Annotated in this window: 26 protein-coding genes; 16 read left to right on the top strand and 10 right to left on the bottom strand. The window is 54.7% G+C overall.

The window, feature by feature from the left end:
* The first annotated feature begins 23 nt into the window (after nucleotides 1-23).
* Nucleotides 24-923: an AraC family transcriptional regulator gene (locus ACSEMK_RS15335; RefSeq protein WP_015703501.1), complete on the top strand. Its 900-nt coding sequence runs from the start codon at nucleotides 24-26 to the stop codon at nucleotides 921-923.
* A 74-nt stretch (nucleotides 924-997) separates the two neighbouring features.
* On the opposite strand, the gene yghB is transcribed toward ACSEMK_RS15335, so the two are convergent.
* Nucleotides 998-1,657, bottom strand: coding sequence for a DedA family general envelope maintenance protein YghB (gene yghB / locus ACSEMK_RS15340; protein ID WP_087859811.1), 660 nt, complete (start codon nucleotides 1,655-1,657; stop codon nucleotides 998-1,000).
* 129 nt (nucleotides 1,658-1,786) lie between these two features.
* Nucleotides 1,787-2,974 carry a cystathionine beta-lyase gene (gene metC, locus ACSEMK_RS15345; protein ID WP_087859810.1) on the bottom strand — a complete coding sequence of 396 codons (1,188 nt, stop codon included), beginning with the start codon at nucleotides 2,972-2,974 and terminating at the stop codon, nucleotides 1,787-1,789.
* 251 nt (nucleotides 2,975-3,225) lie between these two features.
* Here metC and exbB point away from each other — a divergent pair, with 251 nt between their 5' ends.
* The 3 genes from exbB to ACSEMK_RS15360 all read left to right on the top strand — a co-directional run bounded on the left by exbB (nucleotide 3,226) and on the right by ACSEMK_RS15360 (nucleotide 5,015).
* Nucleotides 3,226-3,957 carry a tol-pal system-associated acyl-CoA thioesterase gene (gene exbB, locus ACSEMK_RS15350; protein ID WP_015369670.1) on the top strand — a complete coding sequence of 244 codons (732 nt, stop codon included), beginning with the start codon at nucleotides 3,226-3,228 and terminating at the stop codon, nucleotides 3,955-3,957.
* Nucleotides 3,958-3,963: 6 nt separating this feature from the next.
* Nucleotides 3,964-4,389 carry a TonB system transport protein ExbD gene (gene exbD / locus ACSEMK_RS15355; protein WP_015369671.1) on the top strand — a complete coding sequence of 142 codons (426 nt, stop codon included), beginning with the start codon at nucleotides 3,964-3,966 and terminating at the stop codon, nucleotides 4,387-4,389.
* A gap of 131 nt (nucleotides 4,390-4,520) precedes the next feature.
* On the top strand, nucleotides 4,521-5,015 hold the full coding sequence (locus tag ACSEMK_RS15360) for a TIGR00645 family protein (RefSeq protein ID WP_015369672.1): 495 nt from the start codon (nucleotides 4,521-4,523) through the stop codon (nucleotides 5,013-5,015).
* Nucleotides 5,016-5,058: 43 nt separating this feature from the next.
* On the opposite strand, the gene yghU is transcribed toward ACSEMK_RS15360, so the two are convergent.
* Both yghU and ACSEMK_RS15370 read right to left on the bottom strand, forming a co-directional pair.
* Complete coding sequence (gene yghU, locus ACSEMK_RS15365; RefSeq protein ID WP_020077919.1) at nucleotides 5,059-5,925, bottom strand: glutathione-dependent disulfide-bond oxidoreductase; 867 nt, start codon at nucleotides 5,923-5,925, stop codon at nucleotides 5,059-5,061.
* A gap of 67 nt (nucleotides 5,926-5,992) precedes the next feature.
* Nucleotides 5,993-6,553 carry a DsbA family protein gene (locus tag ACSEMK_RS15370; RefSeq protein WP_015703498.1) on the bottom strand — a complete coding sequence of 187 codons (561 nt, stop codon included), beginning with the start codon at nucleotides 6,551-6,553 and terminating at the stop codon, nucleotides 5,993-5,995.
* Nucleotides 6,554-6,573: 20 nt separating this feature from the next.
* On the opposite strand from ACSEMK_RS15370, the gene ACSEMK_RS15375 reads away from it, so the two are divergent.
* The 3 genes from ACSEMK_RS15375 to ACSEMK_RS15385 all read left to right on the top strand — a co-directional run bounded on the left by ACSEMK_RS15375 (nucleotide 6,574) and on the right by ACSEMK_RS15385 (nucleotide 9,915).
* Entirely contained in the window at nucleotides 6,574-6,696 is a 123-nt protein-coding gene (locus tag ACSEMK_RS15375) for a hypothetical protein (RefSeq protein WP_323129966.1), read from the top strand.
* A gap of 76 nt (nucleotides 6,697-6,772) precedes the next feature.
* Nucleotides 6,773-8,638, top strand: coding sequence for a bifunctional glutathionylspermidine amidase/synthase (gss, locus tag ACSEMK_RS15380; protein WP_430915078.1), 1,866 nt, complete (start codon nucleotides 6,773-6,775; stop codon nucleotides 8,636-8,638).
* Nucleotides 8,639-8,733: 95 nt separating this feature from the next.
* Nucleotides 8,734-9,915, top strand: a complete 1,182-nt coding sequence (locus ACSEMK_RS15385; protein ID WP_087859808.1) for a PLP-dependent aminotransferase family protein — start codon at nucleotides 8,734-8,736, stop codon at nucleotides 9,913-9,915.
* A gap of 166 nt (nucleotides 9,916-10,081) precedes the next feature.
* On the opposite strand, the gene ACSEMK_RS15390 is transcribed toward ACSEMK_RS15385, so the two are convergent.
* From ACSEMK_RS15390 to ACSEMK_RS15405, 4 genes are all read right to left on the bottom strand, one after another.
* The gene (locus ACSEMK_RS15390) at nucleotides 10,082-10,270 is read right to left on the bottom strand and encodes a hypothetical protein (RefSeq protein ID WP_047078357.1); all 189 of its coding nucleotides are present in this window, start codon (nucleotides 10,268-10,270) and stop codon (nucleotides 10,082-10,084) included.
* A gap of 165 nt (nucleotides 10,271-10,435) precedes the next feature.
* Nucleotides 10,436-11,236 carry a hypothetical protein gene (locus ACSEMK_RS15395; protein WP_316424713.1) on the bottom strand — a complete coding sequence of 267 codons (801 nt, stop codon included), beginning with the start codon at nucleotides 11,234-11,236 and terminating at the stop codon, nucleotides 10,436-10,438.
* A 376-nt stretch (nucleotides 11,237-11,612) separates the two neighbouring features.
* Complete coding sequence (locus tag ACSEMK_RS15400) at nucleotides 11,613-12,995, bottom strand: aspartate aminotransferase family protein (protein ID WP_108684040.1); 1,383 nt, start codon at nucleotides 12,993-12,995, stop codon at nucleotides 11,613-11,615.
* Nucleotides 12,992-14,500: an aldehyde dehydrogenase gene (locus ACSEMK_RS15405; RefSeq protein WP_316424714.1), complete on the bottom strand. Its 1,509-nt coding sequence runs from the start codon at nucleotides 14,498-14,500 to the stop codon at nucleotides 12,992-12,994. The genes ACSEMK_RS15400 and ACSEMK_RS15405 overlap by 4 nt, the downstream gene beginning before the upstream one ends.
* A 630-nt stretch (nucleotides 14,501-15,130) precedes the next feature.
* On the opposite strand from ACSEMK_RS15405, the gene ACSEMK_RS15410 reads away from it, so the two are divergent.
* The 5 genes from ACSEMK_RS15410 (at nucleotide 15,131) to argE (ending at nucleotide 19,913) form a co-directional block, all read left to right on the top strand.
* Nucleotides 15,131-16,060: a LysR substrate-binding domain-containing protein gene (locus ACSEMK_RS15410; protein ID WP_015703484.1), complete on the top strand. Its 930-nt coding sequence runs from the start codon at nucleotides 15,131-15,133 to the stop codon at nucleotides 16,058-16,060.
* A gap of 311 nt (nucleotides 16,061-16,371) precedes the next feature.
* Complete coding sequence (locus ACSEMK_RS15415) at nucleotides 16,372-17,637, top strand: flavin-containing monooxygenase (protein WP_015703482.1); 1,266 nt, start codon at nucleotides 16,372-16,374, stop codon at nucleotides 17,635-17,637.
* A gap of 28 nt (nucleotides 17,638-17,665) precedes the next feature.
* Entirely contained in the window at nucleotides 17,666-18,088 is a 423-nt protein-coding gene (locus ACSEMK_RS15420; protein ID WP_015369686.1) for a RidA family protein, read from the top strand.
* A gap of 9 nt (nucleotides 18,089-18,097) precedes the next feature.
* Nucleotides 18,098-18,772, top strand: a complete 675-nt coding sequence (locus ACSEMK_RS15425; protein WP_015703481.1) for a DUF1028 domain-containing protein — start codon at nucleotides 18,098-18,100, stop codon at nucleotides 18,770-18,772.
* On the top strand, nucleotides 18,765-19,913 hold the full coding sequence (argE, locus tag ACSEMK_RS15430; RefSeq protein WP_430915079.1) for an acetylornithine deacetylase: 1,149 nt from the start codon (nucleotides 18,765-18,767) through the stop codon (nucleotides 19,911-19,913). The genes ACSEMK_RS15425 and argE overlap by 8 nt, the downstream gene beginning before the upstream one ends.
* A 41-nt stretch (nucleotides 19,914-19,954) precedes the next feature.
* Here the strand turns inward: argE and ACSEMK_RS15435 are convergent, their stop codons facing one another.
* Nucleotides 19,955-21,358: a purine-cytosine permease family protein gene (locus ACSEMK_RS15435; protein WP_308957733.1), complete on the bottom strand. Its 1,404-nt coding sequence runs from the start codon at nucleotides 21,356-21,358 to the stop codon at nucleotides 19,955-19,957.
* 549 nt (nucleotides 21,359-21,907) lie between these two features.
* Complete coding sequence (locus tag ACSEMK_RS15440; RefSeq protein WP_316424716.1) at nucleotides 21,908-22,510, bottom strand: short chain dehydrogenase; 603 nt, start codon at nucleotides 22,508-22,510, stop codon at nucleotides 21,908-21,910.
* A 98-nt stretch (nucleotides 22,511-22,608) separates the two neighbouring features.
* Here ACSEMK_RS15440 and ACSEMK_RS15445 point away from each other — a divergent pair, with 98 nt between their 5' ends.
* From ACSEMK_RS15445 to ACSEMK_RS15460, 4 genes are all read left to right on the top strand, one after another.
* On the top strand, nucleotides 22,609-23,505 hold the full coding sequence (locus ACSEMK_RS15445) for a LysR family transcriptional regulator (RefSeq protein ID WP_316424717.1): 897 nt from the start codon (nucleotides 22,609-22,611) through the stop codon (nucleotides 23,503-23,505).
* 54 nt (nucleotides 23,506-23,559) lie between these two features.
* Nucleotides 23,560-24,009, top strand: a complete 450-nt coding sequence (lysM, locus tag ACSEMK_RS15450) for a peptidoglycan-binding protein LysM (RefSeq protein ID WP_015369692.1) — start codon at nucleotides 23,560-23,562, stop codon at nucleotides 24,007-24,009.
* A gap of 14 nt (nucleotides 24,010-24,023) precedes the next feature.
* The gene (locus ACSEMK_RS15455; protein ID WP_071647658.1) at nucleotides 24,024-24,449 is read left to right on the top strand and encodes a YidB family protein; all 426 of its coding nucleotides are present in this window, start codon (nucleotides 24,024-24,026) and stop codon (nucleotides 24,447-24,449) included.
* A gap of 344 nt (nucleotides 24,450-24,793) precedes the next feature.
* Entirely contained in the window at nucleotides 24,794-26,203 is a 1,410-nt protein-coding gene (locus ACSEMK_RS15460) for a purine-cytosine permease family protein (RefSeq protein WP_047055790.1), read from the top strand.
* Nucleotide 26,204 lies beyond the last annotated feature (1 nt).

Genomic DNA, 26,204 nt, shown 5'->3' on the forward strand with positions numbered 1-26,204 from the left:
AAGTCGTCGGAGAAGCAGCGAAAATGAACCGTGCCGAGATATGCCAGCTATTAACAGATAAAGTTAACAAGCTGAAAGATAAGCAAGAAATGCTAAGTGAACTGCTGCCGGATATCCGTCTGCTGTACGGGACGCAGCCGGGCACCCGTACGCCGGTGATGTACCAGCCGGGGATCGTTTTTCTCTTTTCCGGCCATAAAATTGGCTATATCAATGAACGAACCTTCCGTTATGACACCAACGAATACTTACTGTTAACCGTCCCGCTACCGTTCGAATGCGAAACCTTCGCGACCCCGGAAGTGCCGCTGGCTGGAATGCGGTTGAATGTCGATATTTTGCAGTTGCAGGAGCTGCTGATGGATATCGGCGAAGATGAGCTTTTTCAGCCGTCGGTCGCCTCCAGCGGGATCAACTCGGCGGTGTTATCGGAAGAGATCCTCTGCGCGGCGGAACGCCTGTTAGACGTGATGGAGCGGCCGCTGGACGCGCGCATTCTCGGTAAACAGATTATTCGCGAGATCCTTTATCATGTCCTGATTGGCCCCTGCGGCGGCGCGCTGCTGGCGCTGGTCAGCCGACAGACGCACTTTAGTCTGATTAGCCGCGTTTTGAAGCGTATTGAAAGCCAGTACACCGAAAACCTCAGCGTCGACCAGCTGGCGGCGGAAGCGAATATGAGCGTTTCGGCGTTTCACCATAACTTTAAATCGGTTACCAGCACCTCGCCGCTGCAGTATTTGAAGACCTATCGCCTGCATAAGGCCAGAATGCTGATGATCCATGACGGTATGAAAGCCAGCGCGGCGGCAATGCGCGTCGGCTATGAAAGCGCCTCGCAGTTTAGCCGTGAGTTTAAACGCTATTTTGGTATTACGCCGGGTGAAGATGCTGCGCGTATTCGCACAATGCAGGGGATTTGATAAGGATGCGGCGCCTGTAGCCCCGGTAGGCGTTAGCGCTACCGGGGACTTTGAGACCATCCGGGACGAGTGAATCAGGCGCTGCAGTATTTCTTCTTGATAACGACGATAACCGTACCAACGAGGCCGGTCACCAGCAGGGCGATCGGTAAAATCATCAGGCAGGTCATGACTTGGTCTTCGTGGTTTTTCACGAACGGGATCATGCTCAGCGCATAGCCGAGACCGGTGACGACGCCAACCCACAGCAGGCCGCTGAGCCAGTTAAAGAACTGGAAACGACGATTCGGTAGGCCGGAAATACCCGCCATGGTTGGCAGCAGGGTGCGGACAAACGCCAGAAAACGCCCGGCCAGCAGCGCCAGCAGGCCGTGTTTATCAAACATGTTGGTGGCGCGCTGATGATATTTGTGCGGCAGATGCGACAGCCAGCCTTTCACCATCGTGGTATTACCCAGCCAACGCCCCTGTAAATAGCTCAGCCAGCAGCCAAGGCTGGCGGCGGCGGTCAGTATGGCGAGAGTGGGGATAAAATCCATGACGCCTTTAGCGATTAACGCACCGGCGAGCAGCAACAGGCTATCGCCCGGTAAAAACGAAGCAGGCAGCAGCCCGTTTTCCAGAAACAGGGTCGCGAACATGACCAGATATACAAAACCCACAACGTGAGGGTTTGCCAATGCGGCAAAATCATGTTGCCACAGCGCGGCGACAATCTCTTGAATGACAACCATGGACTTTCCTAAGTGGTACCGTTTTTCGACTAGTGTACTCCTGAAGCGGCCCGAGCACCTTGATCCCGGGCGCAACAAAAGCGGCCGCTTTTCTGAAAGCGTCCGCTTTTGTTGCCACTTCCTGTCACTTTACACGATACGCGCGAAACCTGCCGCTAAATCCGCCAGCAGATCGTCAACATTTTCTAAACCTATGTGCAGTCGAATAAGAGTGCCGCTGAAATCCACTTCCGCCCCGGGGCGGATGGCCGCGATATGTTCCGGCTGATTGGCGAGAATCAGCGATTCGAACCCGCCCCACGAGTAGGCCATGCTGAACAGGCTGAAGTTGTCCAGATAGGCTGCCAGCTCGGCGTCGGTCAGACGTTTATTAAGGACGAAAGAGAACAGCCCGCTGCTGCCGCTGAAGTCGCGCTTCCAGAACTCGTGGCCCTTGCTGCCCGGTAGCGCCGGATGATTGACTCGCGCCACCTGCGGGTGCTGCGCCAGCCATTCGGCGACGCGCAGGCTGCTTTCATGATGCTGACGCAGGCGGACGCCAAGCGTGCGCAAGCCGCGGCTGGTCATGTAGGCGGTATCGGCATCGACCATCTGGCCCATCAGATAGGCGTTTTCACACAATTGCTCCCAGCAGCGGGCGTTGGCCACCGCGGTGCCGATCATCCCGTCGGAGTGACCAATTAAATATTTCGTTGCCGCCTGAATAGAGATATCGATACCAAAATCGAGCGCTTTAAACAGTACCCCTGCCGCCCAGGTGTTATCGATCATGATAATGGCTTCCGGCGCGACGCGGCGCACGGCGGCGACGATGGCCGGCACATCATGCACTTCCATGGTGATCGAGCCGGGGGATTCCAGAAACACGACTTTAGTATTGGGTTGAATCAGGTTGGCGATATCCGCGCCGATGAGCGGATCGAACCAGCCGGTCGTCACCCCGAGCTTCGCGAGGATCTTAGTGCAGAAGTCCTGGCTGGGCTCATAGGCGGTGTTGGTCATTAACACGTGGTCGCCCTGTTCGACGAAGGCCAGAATCGTGTTGGCGACCGCGGCCGCGCCGCAGGGGAAGAGGGCGCAGCCGGCGCCGCCTTCCAGTTCACACATGGCTTCCTGCAGCGAAAAGTGGGTCAGCGTGCCGCGGCGGCCATAAAACAGCTCGCCTTTGGCGCGATTACGGGTGGCGTGTTTTTTAGCCTCAACGGTATCGAACACCAGCGATGAGGCGCGTTGGATAACGCTATTCACCGAACCCTGAGTATATTTTTTGCGGCGCCCGGCGTTGACCAGCGCGGTATCAAGATGTTTATCAGCCATGTTATAGAAACCTGTTTTTATACGTCTGGACGTCTAAACTACCATGAATACCGGTTTGTGTACCGGGCCGCAAACGATACAGGCAAAAATTTTCCCGAAACCGGCGTCAGCCGCTTTTTTACTGCGTAAGCGCAAAGAAAATAAACGTGATTTGCTGCACAGTGTAAATACTAATGAGAACCACTATCAATTCGATGTCGTTTTGATATTATTATGCTCAGTTTTTGTGATTGACGTCCTGGAGAAACAGTGTGGGTAATAATTTGATGCAGGCGGATCTCTCCGTTTGGGGTATGTATCATCACGCCGATATTGTCGTTAAGGTTGTGATGATTGGCTTGATTCTGGCTTCAGTAGTCACCTGGGCTATCTTCTTCGGCAAGGGTGCCGAAATGTTGTCCAGCAAGCGTCGCCTCAAGCGTGAGCAGCAGCAGCTCAGCGAAGCGCGTTCTCTCGATCAGGCTAACACTATCGCGAATGGATTCCATGCTAAAAGCCTGACCACTCAGCTGATTAACGAAGCCAATAATGAGCTGGAACTGTCGGCAGGCGTGGATGACAACGAAGGCATTAAAGAACGTACCGGTTTCCGCCTTGAGCGTCGCGTGGCGCAGGTTGGCCGCTACATGGGCCGCGGAAATGGTTATCTGGCAACCATCGGCGCTATTTCCCCGTTCGTCGGTCTGTTTGGTACCGTCTGGGGCATCATGAACAGCTTTATCGGTATCGCGCAAACGCAGACGACTAACCTGGCGGTTGTCGCGCCGGGTATCGCGGAAGCGCTGCTGGCAACGGCCATTGGTCTGTTTGCCGCGATTCCGGCGGTGGTTATCTACAACGTTTTCGCCCGCATGATTGCCAGCTACAAAGCGTCTCTCGGCGATGTGGCCGCGCAGATTATGCTGCTGCAAAGCCGTGACCTTGACCTGAACGCCAGTGGTTCTCAGCCGCTGCGTCCGGCGCAGAAATTACGGGTAGGTTGATCCGCTATGGCGATGCATTTTAACGAAAACCTCGATGACAACGGCGAAATGCACGATATTAACGTCACGCCGTTTATCGACGTCATGTTGGTGCTGTTGATTATCTTCATGGTGGCGGCGCCGCTGGCCACCGTGGACGTCAAAGTCAACCTGCCAGCCTCATCCAGCCAGCCGCAGCCGCGTCCGGAAAAACCGATTTACCTGTCGGTGAAGGCGGACAAATCGATGTTTCTCGGCAACGATCCGGTGACCGAAGAGAGCGTGATTGCCTCGCTGGACGCGCTGACTCAGGGTAAGAAAGACACCACCGTGTTCTTCCGCGCCGACAAAACCGTCGACTACGAGACGATGATGAAAGTGATGGATACGCTGCATCAGGCCGGTTACCTGAAAATTGGTCTGGTGGGCGAAGAGACCGTCAAAGCGAAGTAATTTCCCCCAGGATTTCTCCCGAAAGGCCAACATAGTGTTGGCCTTTTTTATTTCCCCACCGACTGCGTATCGTTTTGATATGGGCCAGCTGCGATATAATGGCGGCCATTTTTACAAACTGACAGGACCTTATGGAACGCTTTCTGGAAAACGCTATTTATGCTTCGCGCTGGCTGCTGGCGCCGGTTTATTTCGGCCTCTCGCTGGGGCTTATCGCGCTATCGATAAAATTTTTTCAGGAGATATTCCACATCCTGCCGCATATCTTCAGCGTCAGCGAGTCGGATCTGATTCTGACGCTGCTTTCGCTGGTCGATATGACGCTGGTGGGCGGGCTGCTGGTGATGGTGATGTTTTCAGGTTATGAGAACTTCGTCTCGACGCTGGATATTAACGAAGGCAAAGAGAAGCTCAACTGGCTTGGCAAAATGGATGCGACATCGCTGAAAAACAAGGTGGCGGCGTCGATTGTGGCTATCTCTTCCATTCACCTGCTGCGGGTGTTTATGGATGCGAAGAACGTGCCGGATAACAAGCTGATGTGGTACGTCATTATCCATCTCACCTTTGTGCTGTCAGCCTTTGTGATGGGCTATCTCGATCGCCTGACCAAGGTAAAGCACTGATGTGACAACTTACCCGGCAGCCTCGCGCCGCCGGGTAGGGGCATTACGCCTGGCGTTTGTCTTCGGTCTGCGTGTCGAAATCGCGGGCATCATGGCGCTCGTGCAACTGTTCGTCGAGCGGGCCATTAGTGCGGTTAACCATCCGTCCGCGCTTCACCGCCGGGCGATTGCCCACGTCCTGCGCCCAGCGCAGCACGTTAACGTAACTGCCGGCATCGAGGAATTCCGCGGCGTTATAGACGTTGCCCAGCACCACGTTGCCGTACCACGGCCAGATAGCCATATCGGCAATGGTGTACTCTTCTCCGGCCACAAAGCGGCCGCGCGCCAGCTGCTTATCCAGCACGTCGAGCTGACGTTTCGCTTCCATGGTAAAGCGGTCGATCGCGTACTCGATTTTCACCGGCGCATAGTTATAAAAGTGGCCGAAGCCGCCGCCGAGGAACGGCGCTGCGCCCTGTAGCCAGAACAACCAGTTCAGCGTTTCGGTGCGCCCGGCCGGGTCTTTCGGCAGGAAGAAACCAAATTTTTCCGCCAGATATAACAGGATGCTACCGGATTCAAATACCCGGGTCGGCGGAGTGGTGGAGTGGTCGCTCAGCGCCGGGATCTTCGAGTTTGGGTTCACTTCGACAAAGCCGCTGGAAAACTGATCGCCTTCGCCGATACGAATCAGCCAGGCATCATACTCAGCGCCAGCCACGCCCAGCGCCAGCAGCTCTTCCAGCATGATAGTCACTTTCTGCCCGTTCGGCGTGCCCAGCGAATAGAGCTGCAGCGGGTGATTGCCAACGGGCAGCACTTTTTCATGCGTCGCGCCGGAAACCGGACGGTTGATATTGGCGAACGCGCCGCCGTTATTCTGTTTCCATTCCCATACTTTCGGTGGTTGGTAGTGATTGTCGGACATACTGACCTGCCTCTTTAGTAAGGTGTACAAAAATAGTGAGGTGTACAAAAAAGTCTAGCAGCTAATCTCAGGCCATAATCCGTGCGGCCCACACGCTGACGTCATCGCCGCTGCCGAGGTCAGGCTGCACCAGACCGTTGACCATAAACGTCGGCGATACATGGATGCCATTCTGGCGGGCGTATTTACTGTGCCATTTGATTTCGTTTTGCAGCTCAGGGCGGGCAAATGCCGCCGCCAGCGACACGTGACTGTAGCGTTCAAGGCGCTCGATAATTTGCTGCGGAGTGGTATTCATATTCGGCCCGCTGCAGTGGTCGGTGAATTCAAACTCTTCACGATGATCGGCAACCGCCTGCAGGACTTTGTGCGCCTGCTCTCTGCCGTGCGGCAGGGTGGAGGCGGCCAGCACGCAGCGCACTATTACCCCGGAAAACAGATGCCATGGTTGGGACTGCAGGCGAATCTTAATCGTGACGTTTTCGGCGCCGACTTCATCCAGCAATTCATCAAGCTTGTTGAAGGCGCGAACGGAAAACGGACAGGTTGGTTCGAGGAATACTTCAAAAGTCCGCGGGCCGTGTCCCCAGACCAGCGGCTGGGCATTGAGATGCGAAGGTGCGCTCATTGTCGACTCCTGATGTAGTGATGTTTTTTTGTTATGTGTTGGCTAACAATATCACTTTTGCCAATGGACGCCGGGTTATTTTCTATAAGGGCACGTTTAGCGAATCGAATGAGTGGTATCATCTTTTCACCTCTGTCTGGTAAGTGCCTGCGGCAGGATAAGAAGAGGGAGTTTTGTTCCGCCAACTGCCCGGGCTGCATTAATTTGAGGTCAGGCTAAATGAGTAAAGGATCGACCAGTATTGACGCCCCTTTCGGCACGCTTTTAGGCTACGCGCCGGGCGGCGTGGCAATTTATTCTTCGAATTACAGTAGCTTAAATCCACAAGATTATCCGGATGACGCCGCTTTCCGCAGCTATATCGGCAATGAGTATATGGGGCATAAATGGCAGTGCGTAGAGTTCGCGCGGCGCTTTTTATTCCTCACCTACGGCTTTGTCTTTACCGATGTCGGTATGGCTTATGAAATCTTCTCGCTGCGCTTTCTGCGCGAAGTGGTGAATGACAACATTCTTCCCCTGCAGGCCTTCGCCAACGGTTCGCGTCGTCCGCCGATCGCCGGCTCGCTGCTAATCTGGCAGAAAGGCGGCGAGTTTAAACATACCGGCCACGTGGCGGTGATTACGCAACTGGTGGGGAATAAGGTCCGTATCGCCGAGCAGAACGTCATCCACGCGCCGCTGCCGCAGGGCCAGCAGTGGACCCGCGAGCTGACGCTGGAAGTGAAAGAGGGCGTCTACACCATCAAAGATACCTTTGCCGATACCGAAATTTTAGGCTGGATGATCCAGACCGCCGATACCGAGCACAGCCTGCCGCAGCCGGTGCTGCCCGGCGAGGAGATGAAAATCAGCGGCGCGCGGCTGCCGAATAAGGGCCAGTTCCGTGGTAACTGGCTCAATGAGAAAGACGCGCTGCAAAAAGCCTATGTTGAAGCCAACGGTCATTTCATCAATCAGGATCCTTACCAGTACTTCACCATCAGCGAGAGCGCCGAACAGGAGCTGATTAAAGCGACCAACGAACTGCACCTGATGTATCTGCACGCCACTGATAAGGTGATGAAGGATGACAATCTGCTGGCGCTGTTCGATATTCCGAAAATTCTCTGGCCTCGTCTGCGCCTCTCGTGGCAACGCCGCCGTCATCATATGATTACCGGGCGCATGGATTTCTGCATGGATGAGCGCGGGCTGAAGGTGTACGAATACAACGCCGACTCTGCCTCTTGCCATACGGAAGGCGGATTGATCCTCGAACAGTGGCTGAAACAGGGCTATCGCGGTACCGGCCATAATCCGGCGGAAAATCTGCTTGAGGAGCTGGCGGGGGCGTGGAAGCACAGCCGCGCGCGGCCGTTCGTGCACATCATGCAGGATAAGGATCTTGAAGAGAACTACCATGCCCAGTTTATTCAGCGTTCGCTAACCGAGGCGGGCTTTGAGAGCAAAATTCTCTTTGGCCTTGATGAGCTGCGCTGGGATGCCGCCGGACAGCTTATCGACGGCGATGGCCGCCTGGTTAACTGCGTGTGGAAGACCTGGGCGTGGGAAACCGCCATCGAGCAGGTGCGGGAAGTCAGCGCCGATGAGTATGCGGCGGTGCCGATTCGTACCGGTCATCCGCAAAATGAGGTGCGCCTGATTGACGTCCTGCTGCGCCCTGAAGTATTGGTATTCGAACCGCTGTGGACGGTTATCCCCGGCAACAAGGCGATTCTGCCGGTGCTGTGGTCGCTGTTCCCGCATCATCGCTATCTGCTGGATACCGATTTTGTGGTCAATGACGAGCTGGTGAAAACCGGTTATGCAGTCAAACCGATCTCCGGGCGCTGCGGTAATAACATCGATCTGATAAGCCCGCACGATGAGGTATTGGATCAGACCAGCGGGCAATTTGTCGATCGCAAAAATATTTACCAGCAGCTGTGGTGTCTGCCGAAGGTTGACGGCAAGTACATCCAGGTGTGCACTTTCACGGTGGGCGGTAACTATGGCGGAACCTGCCTGCGCGGCGATGATTCGCTGGTGGTGAAGAAAGAGAGCGATATTGAGCCGTTAGTCGTGCTAAAAGACGACGAGTAGCGGCCGCAACCGGGCAGCGGCTAGCATCGCAGCCCGGCACCTGCAAAGCTTCAACGTACAACTAACACAACAACAAGACAGAAAAGGAAAAGCATATGCACGATCGGCGCCTCGCCGCCCGCGCGGGTGAACTTAAGCCCTCCGCCGTCCGCGAACTTCTCAAACACAGTAAACTGCCCGGCGTTATTTCGCTTGGCGGTGGTATTCCGGCTCCGGAACTGTTTGATACCGAAGGTCTCAACCTCGCGGTGCAAAAGGTGATGAGTGAACGTTTTAATGATGCGTTCCAGTACGGCCTTACCGAAGGATATCCGCCGCTGCGCCAGGCGGTGAGCGAAATCTGCCAGTCGCGCGGCGTGGCCTGCTCGGCAAGCCAGGTGTATATCACCTCCGGTTCGCAGCAATCGCTGGATATCGTTGCCCGCACGCTGCTCGATCCGGGCGATGCGGTCGTCGTTGAACGTCCGACCTACCTTGCCGCGCTGCAGGTATTCCAGCTGGCGCAGGCGAATATCCTGAGCGTCGATACCGACGATAACGGCATGCTGGTTGAACAACTGGCCGATCTGCTGGAGACCACTAAGGTTAAAGCGGTCTATCTGGTGCCGACGTTTGGCAACCCTGGCGGTAAAACCCTCAGCGACGATCGTCGCCAGCGGCTGGTGGCGTTAGCGAAGCAACATGATTTTGTGATCATCGAAGACGATCCCTACGGCGAAATCAGCTTCACCGATAAAGTGCGGCGTCCGCTGTATCAACATGCGATCGAACAAGGCTGTGAAGATCGGGTGGTGTACACCTCCACGTTCTCCAAGATCCTCGCGCCGGGAATGCGTATTGGCTGGATCGTGATGCCGGAATGGCTGGCGCACCAGGCGGTGATCGTGAAGCAGGCGGCGGATCTGCATACCAATATGCTCTCTCAGGTTATCACCGCTGAGTATCTGGGAATGAATCGCCTGAACAATCAGATCGCCCTGATCCGCGAAGACTACCGCAAGAAGTGCGTGGCGCTGGCCGAGGCACTTGAAAGCCGTCTTGGCGAGCATCTTGAGTTTAGCCGCCCGGAAGGGGGAATGTTCCTGTGGGCCCGCTTCCGCTATCCGTTCGATACCATGGCGTGGTTGAATAAGACGCTGGAAAACGGCGTGGTTTACGTACCTGGTGAAGCGTTCTACAACGATAATCCGGATACCCGCACCCTGCGTCTTTCCTATTCGACGGTTTCTGAATCCGGTCTGCTGACCGCCGTCGAACGTCTGGCGAAATCGCTGTAATCTTTTGTCTCCGCACCGATGACCGGTGCGGAGAGCTTTAAATCGGGGGAGGGATTACTCCTGCTCGGCGATGCGATCGTCAAGCCAGATAAGCATCAGAGAAGAGAGAAAAGCGACAGCAATAGTGCCAATAAACAACAACATAAAAATTTCCTCAGGGGTTTTATTATTTTTCTAATGTAACCGGTGAGTGGCTATTTTTGTTTGCAATGGTGATTTTTGTGTCATGCTGCGCTGTTGCAAGGGTGAAAAAATCATCAGCGTCAACATCGAAGTTCAGTACTATTTCCCGGTACTTTCTGGCATTAACAAGTTCTTTAGCTTCTTTCATACTACTGGCGATAATAGTAGGCATCAGTTTCATCTCAGTTTGAAAACTAGCAGCAAAATAAAAGCTTGTTCGTATCAGATCAACATTTTTTTGCTACTTTACACATCACCAGAAAGCCTGTCTTTGCGCAATCGTAACCAGAGTGGGAGCGTATGCAGAAGCGGAGGCCAGATGCCCCCGCTCACCGTCTTAAAGCTGATACTGCCAGGAGAACAGGAAGCGCTTTTCGGCTTCATTGAGATAGGTGTTGTTATCCTGCACGTAGGTCATAAATTTCACCGAGTTGTGCTCGGTCAGGTTATATCCCACGCCGACCCCGGCGAAATAACCTTTATAGTTATCGCCATCGTCGTTTTTCGAGCCATACGCTCCCCCGGCGAAACCTAACAGGCGCAGATCGGCGCTCAGTGGTTTCAGGACAAATGCGCCGAGATAGCCGCTGCTGCCGGAGATATTCGTCGATTCAAAACCGTTCTCCGGCGACGGCATGCCGTTAAAACCCGGCTGCGAACAGGCGCTATGTTGATCCTTATTACAGGCCATGTGGTCGCCGGTATTATAGGTATAACCGGCCATCGGGAATATTTGAAAGCCTGCTGGTTCAAAGCCAAAATAACTGAGCGGCAGGAACGTGCCGATAGAATAGTTGGTTTGTGAGGAGTCATCGGGATAAACATTTTTCCCAAAGTTAAAGTTAAAAATACCAATGGGAAATAGCCATGAACCGCCGACGCGCCATTCCGTGGCGTCGCTATTAATACGCACATTGAGTTTCCGCGCTTCGTCGAAGGCCAGCGAGCCGGAAAATGCGAGATTGCTGTCGTTCAGATCGTAGTTATCTGACCACGTCACGCCGAATTTGGTGGTCACTTTAGTCGGGTCATCCGCCGATTTCTCGGCGTTGGCTTTAACTTCCCCCGTCTTGGCAAAGAGCGCGCCTGGCAGCAGACCGATACACAGTGCGCATACCGGGAGATATTTAATAAGCATAAAAATTCACAATTAAAAAAATCAAATACAACCAACTACTGTACACGACGATATTCATCGCTAATATCGCCGATATATTTAATTTTGCATTTGCCTGTAAGGCGTTTTAATTATTTACGCTATACCCGTCATACTTCAAGTTGCATGTGCGTTGGCAATAACTCGGCCCATCCTTGGGCCTCGCCCTTACGGGCGCTGTAAACAGCGTTCAAATTCGTTCCTGACGAATTTGTCCTCGCTCACCCCAGTCACTTACTGGAGTAAGCTCCTGGGGATTCCCTGCGTCGCCGCCTTCCTGCAACTCGAATTATTTAGGGTATATAAAAAATTAACCCGCGCGCGGCGGGTTAATAATGTAAACGATATTAAATAGTATTTATAGCAGGCCAATCTCTTTCGCGGTGCGGTCCACGGCGCGTTTGGTTTTTTCAACCAGTTCATCGAGTTCGCTATGTCCGGCAATCAGCGCCGGCGCCATGATCATGCGTCCCAGCGTCGAGCGAATAATCACCCCTTCTTCAAAGCCGATGGTGCGACAGCGCCAGGCCAGTTCGTTCTCGTTGGCAAAGCGTTTGCGAGTGGCTTTATCTTCAGCAAACTGCAGGGCAGCCACCAGCCCGGCTCCCTGCACCTCGCCAATGAGCGGATGATTTTCAAACACTTCGCGCAGCGTTTTTTGCAGATAGGGGCCGCTATCGGTACGAACTCGGGTAACGTGGTTTTCATCGCGTAAGGCTTTCAGGTTGGCAATCGCCACCGCGGCCGCCACCGGGTGGCCGGAATAGGTCAGGCCGTGTGGGAAAACGCCGCCTTTTTCCACCAGCACTTCCGCCATGCGTTTGCTCAGTACCAGCCCGCCCATTGGTACGTAACCGGAGGTTAGCCCCTTGGCAATCGACAGCGTATCCGGTTCAAAACCAAAGTACTGATGCGCAAACCACTCGCCGGTACGGCCAAAGCCGCCAATCACCTCATCGGCGCACAGCAGCACGTCATATTGCCGGCAGATACGTTGGATCTCCGGCCAGTAGCTTTCCGGCGGGAAGATCATCCCACCCGCGCCCTGGAACGGCTCGGCGATAAAACCGGCGACGTTTTCCGCGCCCAGCTCAAGGATCTTCTCTTCCAGCTGGCGGGCGCAGCGCAGGCCGAACTCCTGTGGGGTCAGGTTGCCGCCGTGCATAAACCAGTAGGGTTCGTCGATGTGGGCAACGTCCGGGATCACGCCGCCCATTTCATGCATGAACTTCATGCCGCCGAGCCCGCTTGCCGCCAGCGTGGAGCCGTGATAGCCGTTCCAGCGGCCAATCATCACCTTTTTCTCCGGCTTACCGAGGATCTGCCAGTAGCGACGAACGGTGCGAATCAGCACTTCATTCGATTCCGAGCCGGAGTTGGTGTAGATAGCGTGGCTGTAGTGTGGCGGCAGCAGGCTGAACAGCAGCTCGGAAAGCTCAATCACCGCCGGGTGGGTCGTGTGGAAGAACATATTGTAATAGGGCAGTTTGGCAAACTGCGCCGCGGCGGCGTCCGCCAGATCCTGGCGGCTGTAGCCCAGCTGGGTACACCACAGGCCGGACATTCCATCGAGGTATTTATTCCCGTCGTTGTCCCACAGGTAAAGTCCTTCGCCGCGTACCATGACGCGCGCCCCTTCGGCGTTCAGCGCTTTTTGATCCAGGAAGGCGTGAATATGGTGAGCCGCATCTGAATGTTGGTAATCGGACGTCGAACGGTTCTGATTGCTTGGATTAGTCATTTCGTCTCTCCTGTCTGCTGAAACTGAAACCAGGTGGTTTTGAGGCTGGTGAATTTATCAAAGGCATGTAGAGACAGATCGCGGCCAAAGCCCGACTGCTTGTTGCCGCCAAAGGGAACGGTGACGTCCAGCGCATCGACGGTATTTACCGAGATTGTTCCGGCGGTCAGCTGCGCGGCGACGCGATGGGCGCGGTGCAGATTGTCGGTCCATAGCGAGGCGGCCAGCGCATAGATATGGTTATTCGCCAGATGAACCGCCTCCTGCTCGCTATCGAAGGCGCAAACCGCCAGCACCGGGCCGAAGATCTCCTCTTTCCACAGCGCCATCTCTTCGTTCACGTTAGTCAGCAGCGTTGGCTGAACGTAGTTGGCGACGCCGTCTATTTCCACCGTACGACCGCCGGTAAGCAGCGTTGCGCCCTCGTCTTGCGCGCGGCGGATAGCCGCCATCACTTTTTCGGCATGCGCGGCGCTGACCATCGCTCCCATGCGGGTTTGCGGCTCGAGCGGATGCGCCGGAGCCCAGGCCTGCATTCTTTCCTGTAGTTTGGCAATGAAGGCCGCGTAAATCGGGCGCTCAACCAGCAGGCGAGAGTTGGCAGAGCAGACTTCGCCCTGATTAAAACAAATACCGAAAGCTGCTTTTTCAGCGGCCAGGTCGAGATCCTGGCAGTCGGCGAAGATGATATTGGCGCTCTTGCCGCCGCACTCCAGCCATACTTGTTTCAGATTGGACTGGGCCGAATAGGCCATAAAGGCTTTGCCGACGGCGGTTGAGCCGGTGAAGGCGATGACATCGATATCGTGATGCAGTCCCAGCGCGCTCCCGGTTTCGGTTCCCAGCCCGGTCACCACGTTAAGCACGCCTGGCGGAATACCGGCCTCCAGCGCCAGTTCGCCCAGACGCAGGGCGCTAAACGGCGAGTTTTCCGAGGGCTTGAGGATTACGCTATTGCCGGCGGCCAGCGCCGGACCCAACTTCCAGGAGGCGAGGTCGAGCGGGAAATTCCACGGCACGATGGCAGCAACCACGCCGATGGGCTGGCGGGTAATGGTCGCCAGCGCACCGGGCCTGGCGGGAGCCACCTCATCGTAGAGTTTATCTACGCTTTCTGCATACCAACTGAGGATGTGCGCGGCGCCGGGTACATCAATGTTCAGCGCATCGTTGACCGGTTTCCCCATGCTGACGCTCTCCAGCAGCGCCAGCTCTTCGCGATGTTGAAGGATCAGCGCCGAGAGGCGCAGCAGCGCGCGTTTACGCTCCTGCGGCGCCAGCCCCGACCAGACGCCGGAAGTAAACGCGCGGCGCGCGGAGGCGACGGCAATATCGATATCTTCCGCCTGCAGCGAGGTGACTTCCGCCAGCAGCGTATTGCTGGCTGGATTAATGGCGGGGCAGACTTTACGGCTTTTCGCGACGTACGGTTGACCATCGATAATGGCGTGGCTGATAAAGCGCTGCTCCTGCAGCCTGCGCTGCCAAAAGTTTCTATCAGACATGAACCTTCTCCTTCGCATGTTGCGTAATTGTTATTTATTTGTTTCTTTGAGTTCATGATGCAGGAGGCCAATGCGGCGAGAAAGGACTAAAAATTGAGGCTACCTCTATAAAAATCGTTGTTAGTCAGGATTGGCGATTTTCTGTGATCGAGGACGGGAGGTCGTGCGTTGTGATGGCGTTCAAAAATCGGGGAGGTGCAATTTTTCAATAAGCTGTAATGCAAAGAGTTTTTATTTGCGGTCCGTTTTCTATAACGAAGGGGCCCGGTGGATTTTGACAATATTAAATATTCTCAAATAAAAATATTGAGAACATAAATACTAATTAAGGCAAAATGAATAACGATGAAACGTTCGACCTCACCAGCGCGTTTTAGTGAGCGTAAGCATAATTAATACGTTGTAATATAAGGTAGTTATATGCCTTGTTTTTTCTCATCCTGCTTATACTGGCCGAAGTATTATCCTCCGGCGCTCGCAGTTTTCTCGCCAGGCGTCTGTTAATTTTCTGTAAAAATCTGATCGCTGTCGGATTGTTGATCTTTTTCACGACAGAGGGTTGCAGGCCAGGGTGTTCATCGTTTAAAGCTAACCAGCCTGCCTCCTTGATGATAAAAAATAAGGTATCACATGCCCCATTTCACCCTGAAACAGCTCAAATACTTTGTTGCCGTCGTCGAGGCGGAAAGTATTGCTGAAGCCTCACGCCAGCTGCATATCGCGCAGCCGTCGATTTCCATCGCCGTGAAGACGCTGGAAGATATGTTTGAACAGCAGTTTTTTATTCGCCACCACGCCCAGGGGGTGTCAATGACCCCGAGCGGACAGCGTTTTTATGAAAAAGCCAAAGAACTGCTGCGGCTCTCTTATCAATTTGAACAAAACTCGAAGGCCGATAATGAGCTGGTCTCCGGGATTATTTCCATCGGCTGTTTCGAGACCGCCGCGCCGCTGTATATGCCGTCGTTGATGGCCGGGTTTAAGAAAATTTATCCGGAAATCACCATTAAAATTTACGACGGCGAGCAGCACGAGATTGCTCACGGTCTGCACCGCGGGCGTTTTGACCTGGCTTTTCTCTACGACCTCGAACTGGATACCTCGATTTATACCGAGAGCCTCAACGCGCCGCAGAAGCCCTATGCGTTGTTACCGGCAGACCATCCGCTGGCCCAGCGGCACGCCGTGCGGCTGTCGGAGCTGAGCAATCTGCCAATGATCCTGTTGGATGTGGTGCCGAGCAAAAACTACTTCATCAGCATTTTCAAAGATAAGGGCTACAACCCGCAGGTGGCCTACAGTTCGCCGTCGATTGAGATGGTGCGCTGCATGGTCGGCCAAGGGCTGGGCTTCTCGGTGCTGGTAACGCGTCCGGTGAATGACATGACCTATGACGGCCAGCAGGTTCGCTGTGTGGAAATTCAGGATGAGATGGCGAATTCGGCGCTGGTAATGGCGCACCTGCGCAGTAGTGAACCGACTAAACCCACCAAACTGTTTATGGAATATTGCCGCAATGCGGTGTTGAGCCCGCCGCAGCAAGAAGTGAAAGTCGCCTGAATGAGCAAATTTACCCGCGATTAGCGCGGGTAAATATATTCATGCGGTATTTTCTACGTTTTATTGCTTATAAAAAAACGAGGCTCTGACGATATTTTCATGAGCCTCGAAAGCCATTGTTATTTTTCCTTTCAAAATCCCGTTCCTGAAAAATAAATACTGCGTATTCGCGTGGCGGAAATGGCCTGAAGGCAGGGGGAGACCGCTGCATCATTATTTTATTCTCAGGTACTAAATTTATAATAATTTACCTGTGTATAACGGTTTATTAACCTCGGTCATGAGCAGAACATCATCCGAAGGACACATATATGACCGTAGAAAAAATACAAATCGAGACGCTGGTTGTTGGCGGGGGGCAGGCCGGGATCGCTATGAGCGAGCACCTGAGCAAACAGGGTATTTCGCATCTGGTCGTGGAAAAGAATCGCATTGCCGAAGCATGGCGTACCGGCCGCTGGGATTCGCTGGTGGCGAACGGCCCGGCGTGGCATGACCGTTTTCCGGGCATGGAGTTTAAAGGCGGCGACCCCGATGCCTTTATTGCCAAGGATGATGTTGCGCAATACTTTGTCGATTATGTGCGCGAGTTTAATCTTCCGGTCCGTACCGGCGTGGAAGTCAAAAGTGCGGTGCGTAACCACGGTCGTCCGGGGTTTACCATTGAAACCACCGACGGCGTGATTGAAGCGCTGAATATTGTCGCGGCGACCGGGCCGTTCCAGAAGCCGGTTATTCCGCCGATCGCCCCGCGCGACAGCGCCATCCATCAAATTCATTCGGCGAAATATTACAACCCGCAGCAACTGCCGGAAGGTGCGGTGCTGGTGGTGGGTGCAGGCTCGTCCGGCGTGCAAATCGCCGATGAACTGCAGCGCGCGGGCCGCAAGGTTTATCTGTCGGTCGGCGCCCATGACCGCCCGCCGCGCGCCTATCGTAACCGGGACTTCTGCTGGTGGCTGGGGGTATTAGGCCTATGGGATGCGCCGGCCAGCGAACCCGGTAAAGAGCACGTTACCATCGCGGTTAGCGGCGCACACGGCGGCCACACGGTTGATTTCCGCGAGCTGGCGCATCGCGGTATCACGTTGGTTGGTCTCACCGAATCCTTCGCTGGGGGCACCGTCTCCTTTAAAAATAATCTCGTCGAAAATATTCGTCTCGGCGATGAAAACTACCTGGCGCTGCTGGATGCCGCCGATGCTTACATCGCCGCCAATGGCCTGGATTTACCGGAAGAGCCCGCCGCACGGCAATTCTTAGCGGACCCGGACTGCATGACGTCGCCGATCCTGTCGCTCGATCTGGCGCAGGCGGGGATTAACACCATTATCTGGGCCACCGGCTATGCGGTGGACTACAGTTGGCTCAACGTCAACGCTTTCAACGAACAGGGCCGTCCTCAGCATCAGCGCGGCGTCTCCAGCGAACCGGGAGTCTACTTCCTCGGCCTGCCGTGGTTATCGCGCCGGGGATCAACCTTTATCTGGGGCGTCTGGCACGACGCGAAGCATATCGCCGACCATATCGCTACCCGCCGTAAATATAGCCAGTACAAAGACGCCAGCCAGCGTTAATCATGACTTACTGAACAGGATAACCATTATGCCGACCCATACTCGTATTCGGATGTTCAATACCAAAGAGACTTACCCTAATCAGACGCTGGACAATGATTTATGTCAGGCGGTGCGCGCCGGTAATACCGTCTACGTTCGCGGCCAGGTAGGGACGGATTTTGCCGGCAATCTGGTGGGCCTTGGCGACCCTAGAGCGCAGGCGGAACAGGCGATGAAAAACGTCAAACAGCTACTGGAAGAGGCGGGTAGCGATCTGTCGCATATCGTCAAAACCACCACCTATATTATCGATCCGCGCTATCGCGAACCGGTCTATCAGGAGGTAGGAAAATGGCTAAAAGGCGTGTTCCCGATCTCCACCGGGCTGGTGATTTCCGCGCTGGCGCAGCCGCAGTGGCTAATGGAAATCGATGTTATCGCCGTCATCCCTGATGACGCGGCGAAATAAGGAGGCAGAATGACATTTTCGATTGCCGCACGCTGCCCGGAAAGCGGGCAGTTTGGTATCGCGATCAGCTCTTCAAGCATTGCCGTCGGCGCCCGCTGCCCGTGGCTGCAGGCGGGGGTAGGGGCGGTATCGAGCCAGAACATTACCTTACCGGCGCTGGGGCAACTCACTCTGGCGCAGATGGAGCAGGGGCTGACGGCGGAGAAAGCGATGCGCCGGGCGCTGGCGGAAGATGATTTTAGCCGCTATCGGCAGATTATCGCCATCGACGCCAGCGGCCAGACCGCGTGGTTCAGCGGCGATAAAACGCTGGGGACCTGGCATGTTGTGCAGGGCGATAACTGTATCGCCGGCGGTAATATGCTGGCATCTGAAGCGGTGATTGCCGCGATGGCGGCAACGTTTTCGCAAACCGAAGGCGAGCTGGCGACGCGACTGGTTGCCGCGCTGCAGGCCGGTGTAGCAGAGGGCGGCGAGGCCGGGCCGGTCCATTCGGCGGCGGTGAAAGTGGTAGATGATTACTCCTGGCCGCTGGTGGATCTGCGCGTTGACTGGAGTGAAACGGACCCGATTGGCGAGCTGGCGGCGTTGTGGCAGGCCTATGAACCGCAAATGCAGGCTTACGTGACGCGCGCTCTCGATCCGCGGGAGGCTCCCAGTTACGGAGTACCCGGCGATGAATAGTCGATTACAGGATATTCTGGCGCGGCTGCTGGCGTTTGACACCACCAGCCGCGAATCGAACCTGGCGATGATCGACGATATTGCCGATTATCTCCACGGCTTCGCAATCGAAATGCAGCGCTTTTATGATGCGGAAGGGAGAAAAGCTAATCTCTATGCACGACTGGGCCCTGCGGGGCCCGGCGGCGTTATGCTGTCCGGCCACACCGACGTGGTGCCGGTTGACGGCCAGCCATGGACGGTTCCCCCTTTTGCCCTCACGCAACGCGATGGCCGCTGCTACGGCCGCGGTAGCGCCGATATGAAAGGCTTCCTCGCCTGTGTACTGGCCGCCATTCCTGATTTTCTCGCCCAACCGCTACGCATGCCGCTGCACCTGGCTTTTTCCTACGATGAAGAGGTGGGATGTCTTGGCGTACGCAGCCTGGTCGCCCATCTGCAGGCGTCGACAGAGAAACCGGCGATGTGCATTATCGGCGAGCCGACGGAGATGCGCCCGGTCTATGGTCACAAGGGGAAGCTGGCGATGCGCTGCGATGTTCACGGCCACGCTTGCCACTCCGCTTATGCGCCTGATGGCGTGAATGCGATTGCCTGGGCGGCAAAGCTGATTGGCCGCCTGGACGAGCTGGGCGAGCAGCTTGCGCTTCGCAAGGATTCGCGTTTCGATCCGCCTTTCAGCACCCTGCAGGTGGGGGTGATTAAGGGCGGCACGGCGTTGAATATTGTACCGCAGCACTGTCAGTTCGATTTTGAAATTCGCCATTTACCGGATGTGTCGGTCGATGATGCGCTGGCCTCGCTGCAGGCGTATGCCGAAGGCGAGTTGTTGCCAAAAATGCGCGCGACGGCGGCGGGATCGGCTATTAGCTTTCAACCGCTCAGCCAGTATCCCGGCCTGCTGAGCGACCCGCAGTCGGCGTTCGCCGGCTGGCTGGCGCAGTGGGCCGAATGCGAGGATTTTTCAACGGTTGCTTTTGGCACCGAAGGCGGATTGTTTGATGAGGCCGGCGTGGCCACGCTTGTTTGTGGTCCGGGGAGTATGGAGCAGGGGCATAAGGCGGATGAATTTGTTAGCGAGGCGCAGTTGGAAAAGTGCGCGCAGATGTTGAAAAACCTCTGCCGCTGGATGTCAGCTTAAACGCCGGCGCGCCGCAAAGGCGGCGCGCTTTCTTGTGGGCTTTAAATCTTCTCTTTAGCAAAAGCCATGCTTTTAACACTCTTCGCTTTCGAGAAATAATAATAGACCGGTGAGACCACCAATAAACCTATAATCCAGGAGAGATCTGCGCCGCCGAAGGAGAGGGCGATTGGCCCGGTATAAATTGAGGTCGACATAAACGGTACTTCGACCAGAATACCGAGGATATAGCAGGATATCGCCGTTGCATTAAAGTAACCGTAAATACCGCCATCGCGTTTAAAGAAAGACTCAACGTGATATTCGCCGTGGGCCACTAAATAATAATCGACCAGATTAATCGCCGTCCACGGCACCAGCACATACAGCAGCACGGTAATAAAGTTGGTGTAGATTAGCAGGAAATTTTCCTGGCCATAGATAGCGAGGAATATCTCCAGCAGCATGGTCAAAATAGCGGTGATAATGCGCGCCCGCGCCATCGGCGACCAGCCGTCGATAAAGGTCTGGCCGAGCGTCAGGGTACAGAGTACGCCGCAGTACAGCATCATCGAGTTGGTGGCGGCGATCCCCAGCGCCAGTACGATAATCACTATCGCCCCCATGCTGCCGGTAAGATCCATAATCCCTTGAATAATATCGTCATTACCGATACAAATCGCCACCAGTACCCCGAGCACCATCGGCAAATAGGAGCCGAGAATGCAGCCAAAATAGCTGGCGTAAAAGACGCTTTTATCGTTGGTGCTGTAGGGCATATAGCGGGAATAGTCAGAGACATACGGCGCATAGGCCAGCTGCCAGAGCGCGGCGATAGAGACGGCGCCGAGAAAGCCGACAATGTTGAAGCCGCCGCGGTCGACAAAATCGCCCGGCAGGCCATGGATGAAGACTATCCACACGAAGGTTGCCGCCAGTACGATGCCGGAAATCCACGACATGATCCGCGCGTAGGAGTGGATGATCTTATAGCCAAAGATGGTGGCGAACAGGCTTAGTGCGCCGACCACGATAATCCCGATGTCAGAGTTCATCGGCTGATAAATCGCGTGCATCGACTGCCCGCCGAGCACCAGACTGGAGGCGGTAAAGCCGATATACATCAGTACGACAATCGAGACCACCAGCACGGAGCCATAGGAGCCAAATTGCCCCTTGGTCTGGACCATTTGCGGCACCCCGAGTTTTGGCCCCTGCGCCGAATGCAGCGCCATAAAGAGCCCGCCGACCAGGCTGCCGATAAATAGCGCAATCACTGACCATAAAAAGGAAAGATGAAAAATCGTCACCGACATCGCGCCGGTGATGACCGTTAACAACATAATGTTGGAGCCAAACCAAATGGTAAAGAGATCGCCTGGTTTGCCGTGACGCATATTTAAGGGGATAGGTCTGATGGTATTACTTTCAAGATTCTCGACATTAACAGATTGATGTTTTGTCATGGTGCTCTCTCATTATTTTGGTCTTCATCAGCGTAAGAGTGATATTTCAATGAGGAGTACAGCTAATCTACTCATCACAACATTTCATTCACCATTTTTACAACTCTGTATCATTTGCGAAATGACAAAAAATATCGGTGCTGGATATAAAAAAACTGCTTTACCTGGCGCTGGAAAAACGCCGCATTTGTGCGTTGCGCGTTTTTTAGAGCTTTATGCTTCGTGCTTAATTTTTTACTGGCAAACCCGCTGATGGTTTTTTATCAGGCAGATAAAACTCTGCCATATTGCGAAGGGATTAGAATGATGAACCGTAGGGAGAAATAACAATTCCCTGTTTTTATTGCGGTCTAATGAGATACATTTTTGACCCCATAAAATAATGGGGAAATAAAATAATTAGCTGATACATCATGACATTAGAATTGTCGTATTGAGTAACCTAAAGTCACACAGATAATATGGATAAGGGCGTTATGCGAGGCGCTTCACAATAACCAACAGATAATCAATATAAGGGCAGGAATGCGACATCCTGCCCGAAAATAATTAATAACCGACTTTATAAACCCGCCCGCTTTGGATCCCTTCGACGCTGCGGCGGTAGGCCTGCGCCACCGCTGCGGCCGGTACGCTGGCGAAACCGGGGAAAAAGCCGTCATAGGCTTCGACGGATTCACTGAGCACGGTGGGGCTTATCAGGTTAATGCGGATCCCGCGCGGTAATTCACAGGCGGCGGCGCGAACGAAGCCGGCCAGTCCGGCGTTAACGGTGGTGGCATTCACCCCTTGAGCGATGGGTTCATCGGCGACGATGCCGCTGATAAGGGTGATGGAACCGCCATCGTTAAGATAATGCTGGCCGGTGAGGGCGAGGCGAATCTGCCCCAGCAGTTTATCCTGCAGCCCTTGGTCAAAATCGCGGTCGGTCATCGTGCTTAGCGGGCCAAAGTACAAACTACCGGTTGCTGAGACGATGGCATCGACCGGGCCAATTTTCTCGAACAGCGCCTGCACGCTGTGCTGCGAGGTGATATCAACCTGCTCGTCGCCGTGGGTCCGGCCAACGCGGATAACCTCATGCTGGCGGCTCAGTTCTTCCGCAACCGCGCGGCCAACGGTACCGCTGGCGCCAATAACGATAATTTTCATCGCAAACTCCTCAGTGAAGTGAGCCTCTATTCTTTAATTAATCGATTGTCGGATAAACTGGCTAAAAGTTAGATGATTACTAACCAGGAGTTTGTAATATGGACAAACTGCGTGGAATGGAGACATTTGTCGCGGTGGTGGAGTGCGGTAGCTTCACCGGCGCGGCGACTCGCCTTGAGATGTCGGCGGTGATGGTCGGCAAATATATCGCCTTACTTGAGGGCCAGCTCGGTACCCGCCTGCTGGAGCGAAATACCCGTCGGCAAAGCCTGACCGATGCCGGGCGAGTCTATTTTGACGAGGCCCGACGGGCACTAGAGCAGGTGGCGAATGCCGAGCGTTCGGTTGAAAGGTTACGGCTGGCCCCTGCCGGTACGCTACGGGTGAGCGCGCCGGTTTCTTTCGGCGCCAGCATTATCGCGCCGCTGACCGCCTCCTTTCTGCAGGCCTGGCCGGAGGTACGCGTCGAGCTTGATTTGACGAACCGCATGGTGGACCTGGTAGATGAGGGAATCGATCTGGCGATTCGCATCGGCGACATCCAGCGTACCGATCTGGTGGCGAAATATCTCGCTCCCTATCGTATGGCGATCTGCGCGGCGCCGGATTATCTGGCGCGCCACGGCACCCCGCAAACCCCCGCTGATTTAGCCGGGCATCAGTGTCTTTCGCATACGGTGTGGACCGCGCGCAACGAGTGGCGGCTGCCGGGCGCTGCGGAAGAGGTGCGCTGGAAGCGCGACGCGGTGCTGCGCTGCAACGATGGCTACGCGCTGCGTATGGCGGCGGTGGCCGGCGCCGGGCTGTTATTGCAGCCGGAAGTGCTGCTGGCGGAAGACTTAGCCAATGGCCGACTGGTGCGTATTTTGCAAAATTACACCCCGGAACCGAGGCCGATACACCTGCTGTGGCGCCAGGATCTGCGCCCGTTACCGAAACTTACCCGCTTCGTCGAACATTTGTTAAAGGAAGTGAACGGTATTTATAAGCTATGATTATCGTGTCTGATGAAAGCATTCATCGTGAAACAGTAATGGAGGTATGGATAGATGGGATTATTAAGTTTTGTGAAAGAAGCGGGCGAGAAGATCTGGGATGCCGTCTCCGGCTCCAGCAAGGAAGATCAGGCTGACAAGCTGAAAAAACATATTGATAGTCTTAACCTGCCTGGTGCCGAAAAGGTCAATATTGCCGTAGCGGACGATGGTACCGCGACGGTAACGGGCGACGTCGGTTCACAGGAAGATAAGGAAAAAATTCTGGTCGCGGTAGGTAACGTAACCGGGATTGGCCAGGTCAACGATAGCGTTACTGTGACGCAGAGCGGAGCGGAAAGTCGTTACTATACGGTTAAATCCGGTGATACCCTCAGCGCCATCTCGAAAGCGATGTATGGCTCCGCCAATGACTATCAGCGTATTTTTGAAGCCAATAAACCGATGCTGAAGCATCCCGATAAGATCTATCCGGGGCAGGTACTGATTATCCCGGCGAAGTAAGCCGTGAATCAGGGATCAATAGCAACGTTTTGATGGAGACTGTAATGGGATTATTAGATCAAATCGGCGGCGTGCTTGGCGGGCAGGCTGGCAAAGCTGAACAACTTCAGGCGATCATGACCTGGATTGAACAGCAGGGCGGTATCCAGGGAATCCTGGAAAAATTCCGCAACGGCGGCTTAGGTGAAATCGTCGAGTCCTGGCTTAGTCAGCAGAGTAATATGTCGGTGAACAGCGATCAGATTACCTCGGTGTTCGGCTCGCCTGCGCTGCAGGATCTCGGCGCCAAACTGGGCGTTGATTCGCAAACTGCCTCATCGCTGATTGCGGAATACCTGCCAAAAATCGTCGATGGCCTGTCGCCGCAGGGCGAAGCGCCGGCCCAGGGCGACCTGGTCTCCGCAGGGCTTAATCTACTGAAAGGTAAGTTATTTAGTTAAACGCTTGCCGTTTGAGTTTTAACTTATCACATAATACGGGCCTGAATAACGGCCCGTATTTTATTATCCGCCATAAATTCACCGCGTCGCGATTATTTATTCTGGATGACTAATTGACAACTTACCGCTGCGTTGAAAATATCATTATTTAATCTTACCGGAACGGTTATGATAAATTTTTATGATATTTATCGGCGTCCTGCCGGGCTAATTAGTTTTTTTATTTTCTGTAGCCATAAACAAAGTAATTTACCCTTTCGCTAAATAATGCGCATTATCTCCAAAACATAAAAACACCTGCACATCACAACCATTATTAATGGTTCCTGACTTTGGAGAATGCTATGCCGACCAAAGAATCATCGCCGCCGCTTATTGAGAAGCACACCATTGGCTATATTCCGCCAGAAGATCGCCACGGTAAAACCCGCGATCTCTTTACCCTGTGGTTTGGCGGCAACATCGCGCCGCTGCCGATCGTTACAGGCGCCCTGGGGGTACAGATCTTTCATCTGAATCTGCTGTGGGGGATCGCTGCGATTTTAGTCGGCCATCTGGTTGGCGGGGCGCTGATGGCGCTGCACTCGGCGCAGGGGCCGCAGATGGGGATCCCGCAGATGATCCAGAGCCGCGCGCAGTTTGGATCTTTTGGTTCGCTGCTGGTGGTGGCGATCGCCGGGGTGATGTACGTCGGTTTCTTTGCCTCGAACATCGTGCTGGCCGGGCAGTCGCTGCACGGTATCGCCCCTGCCGTCCCACTGCCGGTGGGGATCGTGATCGGCGCGGTGGGATCCTGCGTGATTGGCATTATCGGCTACCGATGTATTCACATTCTCAACCGAATCGGCACCTGGGTGCTGGGCATCGGCATTATGGTCGGCTTTGGCTACATCTTCACGCATCTGCATACCGCCGATTTCTTAACCCGCGGCGGCTTTTCCTTCTCGGGCTGGCTGGCTACCGTGTCGCTGGCGGCGTTGTGGCAGATCGCCTTCGCCCCGTATGTTTCTGATTATTCGCGATACCTGCCGGCGGATGTGCCCGTCGCCGCGACGTTCTGGACCACCTACCTTGGCTCGACGCTCGGTTCCAGCCTGTCGTTTATTTTCGGCGCGGTAGCGGTGCTGGCAACGCCGGTGGGGCTGGAAACCATGGATGCGGTAAAGCTGGCGACCGGTGCGATAGGCCCGTTGATGCTGGTGCTGTTCCTGCTGAGCGTCATCAGCCATAACGCGCTTAATCTGTATGGCGCGGTGATGTCGGTGATAACCCTGGTGCAAACCTTTCTGTGGCGCTGGATCCCCGGCAGCCGCAGCCGGGCGCTGCTGTCGGTTATCGTGCTTATTTGCTGCGTGGCGGCGGCGATCTTCGCCTCGGCTGACTTTATCAGCCACTTTATCGATCTGGTCCTGGCCCTGCTGGTGGTGCTGGTGCCGTGGACCGCGATTAACCTGATAGATTTCTACGCCATTCACAAGGGCAACTACGATATTAACTCGATATTTCAGGTGGATGGCGGTATCTATGGCCGTTACAACCCGCACGCGCTGCTGGCCTACGCCATCGGCATCCTGGTGCAGATCCCGTTTATGAATACCCCGCTGTACGTCGGCCCGGTCTCGGCGTGGTTTAACGGCGCCGATCTCTCCTGGCTGGTTGGCCTGCTGGTAACCTCGCCGCTGTACTATTGGCTGGCGAGCCGCGATAGCGCCTGGCGTCGCCGTCAGGTTGGCCTCAAGCAGGCGATGGATTAAG

Origin of the sequence: Klebsiella sp. K-3 (genome assembly GCF_051207495.1) — a bacterium.
Classification (GTDB): domain Bacteria; phylum Pseudomonadota; class Gammaproteobacteria; order Enterobacterales; family Enterobacteriaceae; genus Klebsiella; species Klebsiella aerogenes.

Excerpts from the sequence above, each read along its gene's own strand:
- lysM (WP_015369692.1), top strand. The coding sequence starts at position 23,560 with ATGGGATTATTAAGTTTTGTGAAAGAAGCGGGCGAGAAGATCTGGGAT.
- ACSEMK_RS15420 (WP_015369686.1), top strand. The coding sequence starts at position 17,666 with ATGCCGACCCATACTCGTATTCGGATGTTCAATACCAAAGAGACTTAC.
- ACSEMK_RS15360 (WP_015369672.1), top strand. The coding sequence starts at position 4,521 with ATGGAACGCTTTCTGGAAAACGCTATTTATGCTTCGCGCTGGCTGCTG.
- ACSEMK_RS15405 (WP_316424714.1), bottom strand. The coding sequence starts at position 14,500 with ATGTCTGATAGAAACTTTTGGCAGCGCAGGCTGCAGGAGCAGCGCTTT.
- ACSEMK_RS15395 (WP_316424713.1), bottom strand. The coding sequence starts at position 11,236 with ATGCTTATTAAATATCTCCCGGTATGCGCACTGTGTATCGGTCTGCTG.
- ACSEMK_RS15410 (WP_015703484.1), top strand. The coding sequence starts at position 15,131 with ATGCCCCATTTCACCCTGAAACAGCTCAAATACTTTGTTGCCGTCGTC.
- ACSEMK_RS15375 (WP_323129966.1), top strand. The coding sequence starts at position 6,574 with ATGTTTTTTTGTTATGTGTTGGCTAACAATATCACTTTTGCCAATGGA.
- yghU (WP_020077919.1), bottom strand. The coding sequence starts at position 5,925 with ATGTCCGACAATCACTACCAACCACCGAAAGTATGGGAATGGAAACAG.
- ACSEMK_RS15445 (WP_316424717.1), top strand. The coding sequence starts at position 22,609 with ATGGACAAACTGCGTGGAATGGAGACATTTGTCGCGGTGGTGGAGTGC.
- ACSEMK_RS15440 (WP_316424716.1), bottom strand. The coding sequence starts at position 22,510 with ATGAAAATTATCGTTATTGGCGCCAGCGGTACCGTTGGCCGCGCGGTT.
- ACSEMK_RS15400 (WP_108684040.1), bottom strand. The coding sequence starts at position 12,995 with ATGACTAATCCAAGCAATCAGAACCGTTCGACGTCCGATTACCAACAT.
- ACSEMK_RS15415 (WP_015703482.1), top strand. The coding sequence starts at position 16,372 with ATGACCGTAGAAAAAATACAAATCGAGACGCTGGTTGTTGGCGGGGGG.
- ACSEMK_RS15425 (WP_015703481.1), top strand. The coding sequence starts at position 18,098 with ATGACATTTTCGATTGCCGCACGCTGCCCGGAAAGCGGGCAGTTTGGT.
- ACSEMK_RS15335 (WP_015703501.1), top strand. The coding sequence starts at position 24 with ATGAACCGTGCCGAGATATGCCAGCTATTAACAGATAAAGTTAACAAG.
- yghB (WP_087859811.1), bottom strand. The coding sequence starts at position 1,657 with ATGGTTGTCATTCAAGAGATTGTCGCCGCGCTGTGGCAACATGATTTT.
- ACSEMK_RS15435 (WP_308957733.1), bottom strand. The coding sequence starts at position 21,358 with ATGACAAAACATCAATCTGTTAATGTCGAGAATCTTGAAAGTAATACC.
- ACSEMK_RS15460 (WP_047055790.1), top strand. The coding sequence starts at position 24,794 with ATGCCGACCAAAGAATCATCGCCGCCGCTTATTGAGAAGCACACCATT.
- metC (WP_087859810.1), bottom strand. The coding sequence starts at position 2,974 with ATGGCTGATAAACATCTTGATACCGCGCTGGTCAACGCCGGGCGCCGC.
- ACSEMK_RS15370 (WP_015703498.1), bottom strand. The coding sequence starts at position 6,553 with ATGAGCGCACCTTCGCATCTCAATGCCCAGCCGCTGGTCTGGGGACAC.
- ACSEMK_RS15385 (WP_087859808.1), top strand. The coding sequence starts at position 8,734 with ATGCACGATCGGCGCCTCGCCGCCCGCGCGGGTGAACTTAAGCCCTCC.
- ACSEMK_RS15390 (WP_047078357.1), bottom strand. The coding sequence starts at position 10,270 with ATGCCTACTATTATCGCCAGTAGTATGAAAGAAGCTAAAGAACTTGTT.
- gss (WP_430915078.1), top strand. The coding sequence starts at position 6,773 with ATGAGTAAAGGATCGACCAGTATTGACGCCCCTTTCGGCACGCTTTTA.
- argE (WP_430915079.1), top strand. The coding sequence starts at position 18,765 with ATGAATAGTCGATTACAGGATATTCTGGCGCGGCTGCTGGCGTTTGAC.
- exbD (WP_015369671.1), top strand. The coding sequence starts at position 3,964 with ATGGCGATGCATTTTAACGAAAACCTCGATGACAACGGCGAAATGCAC.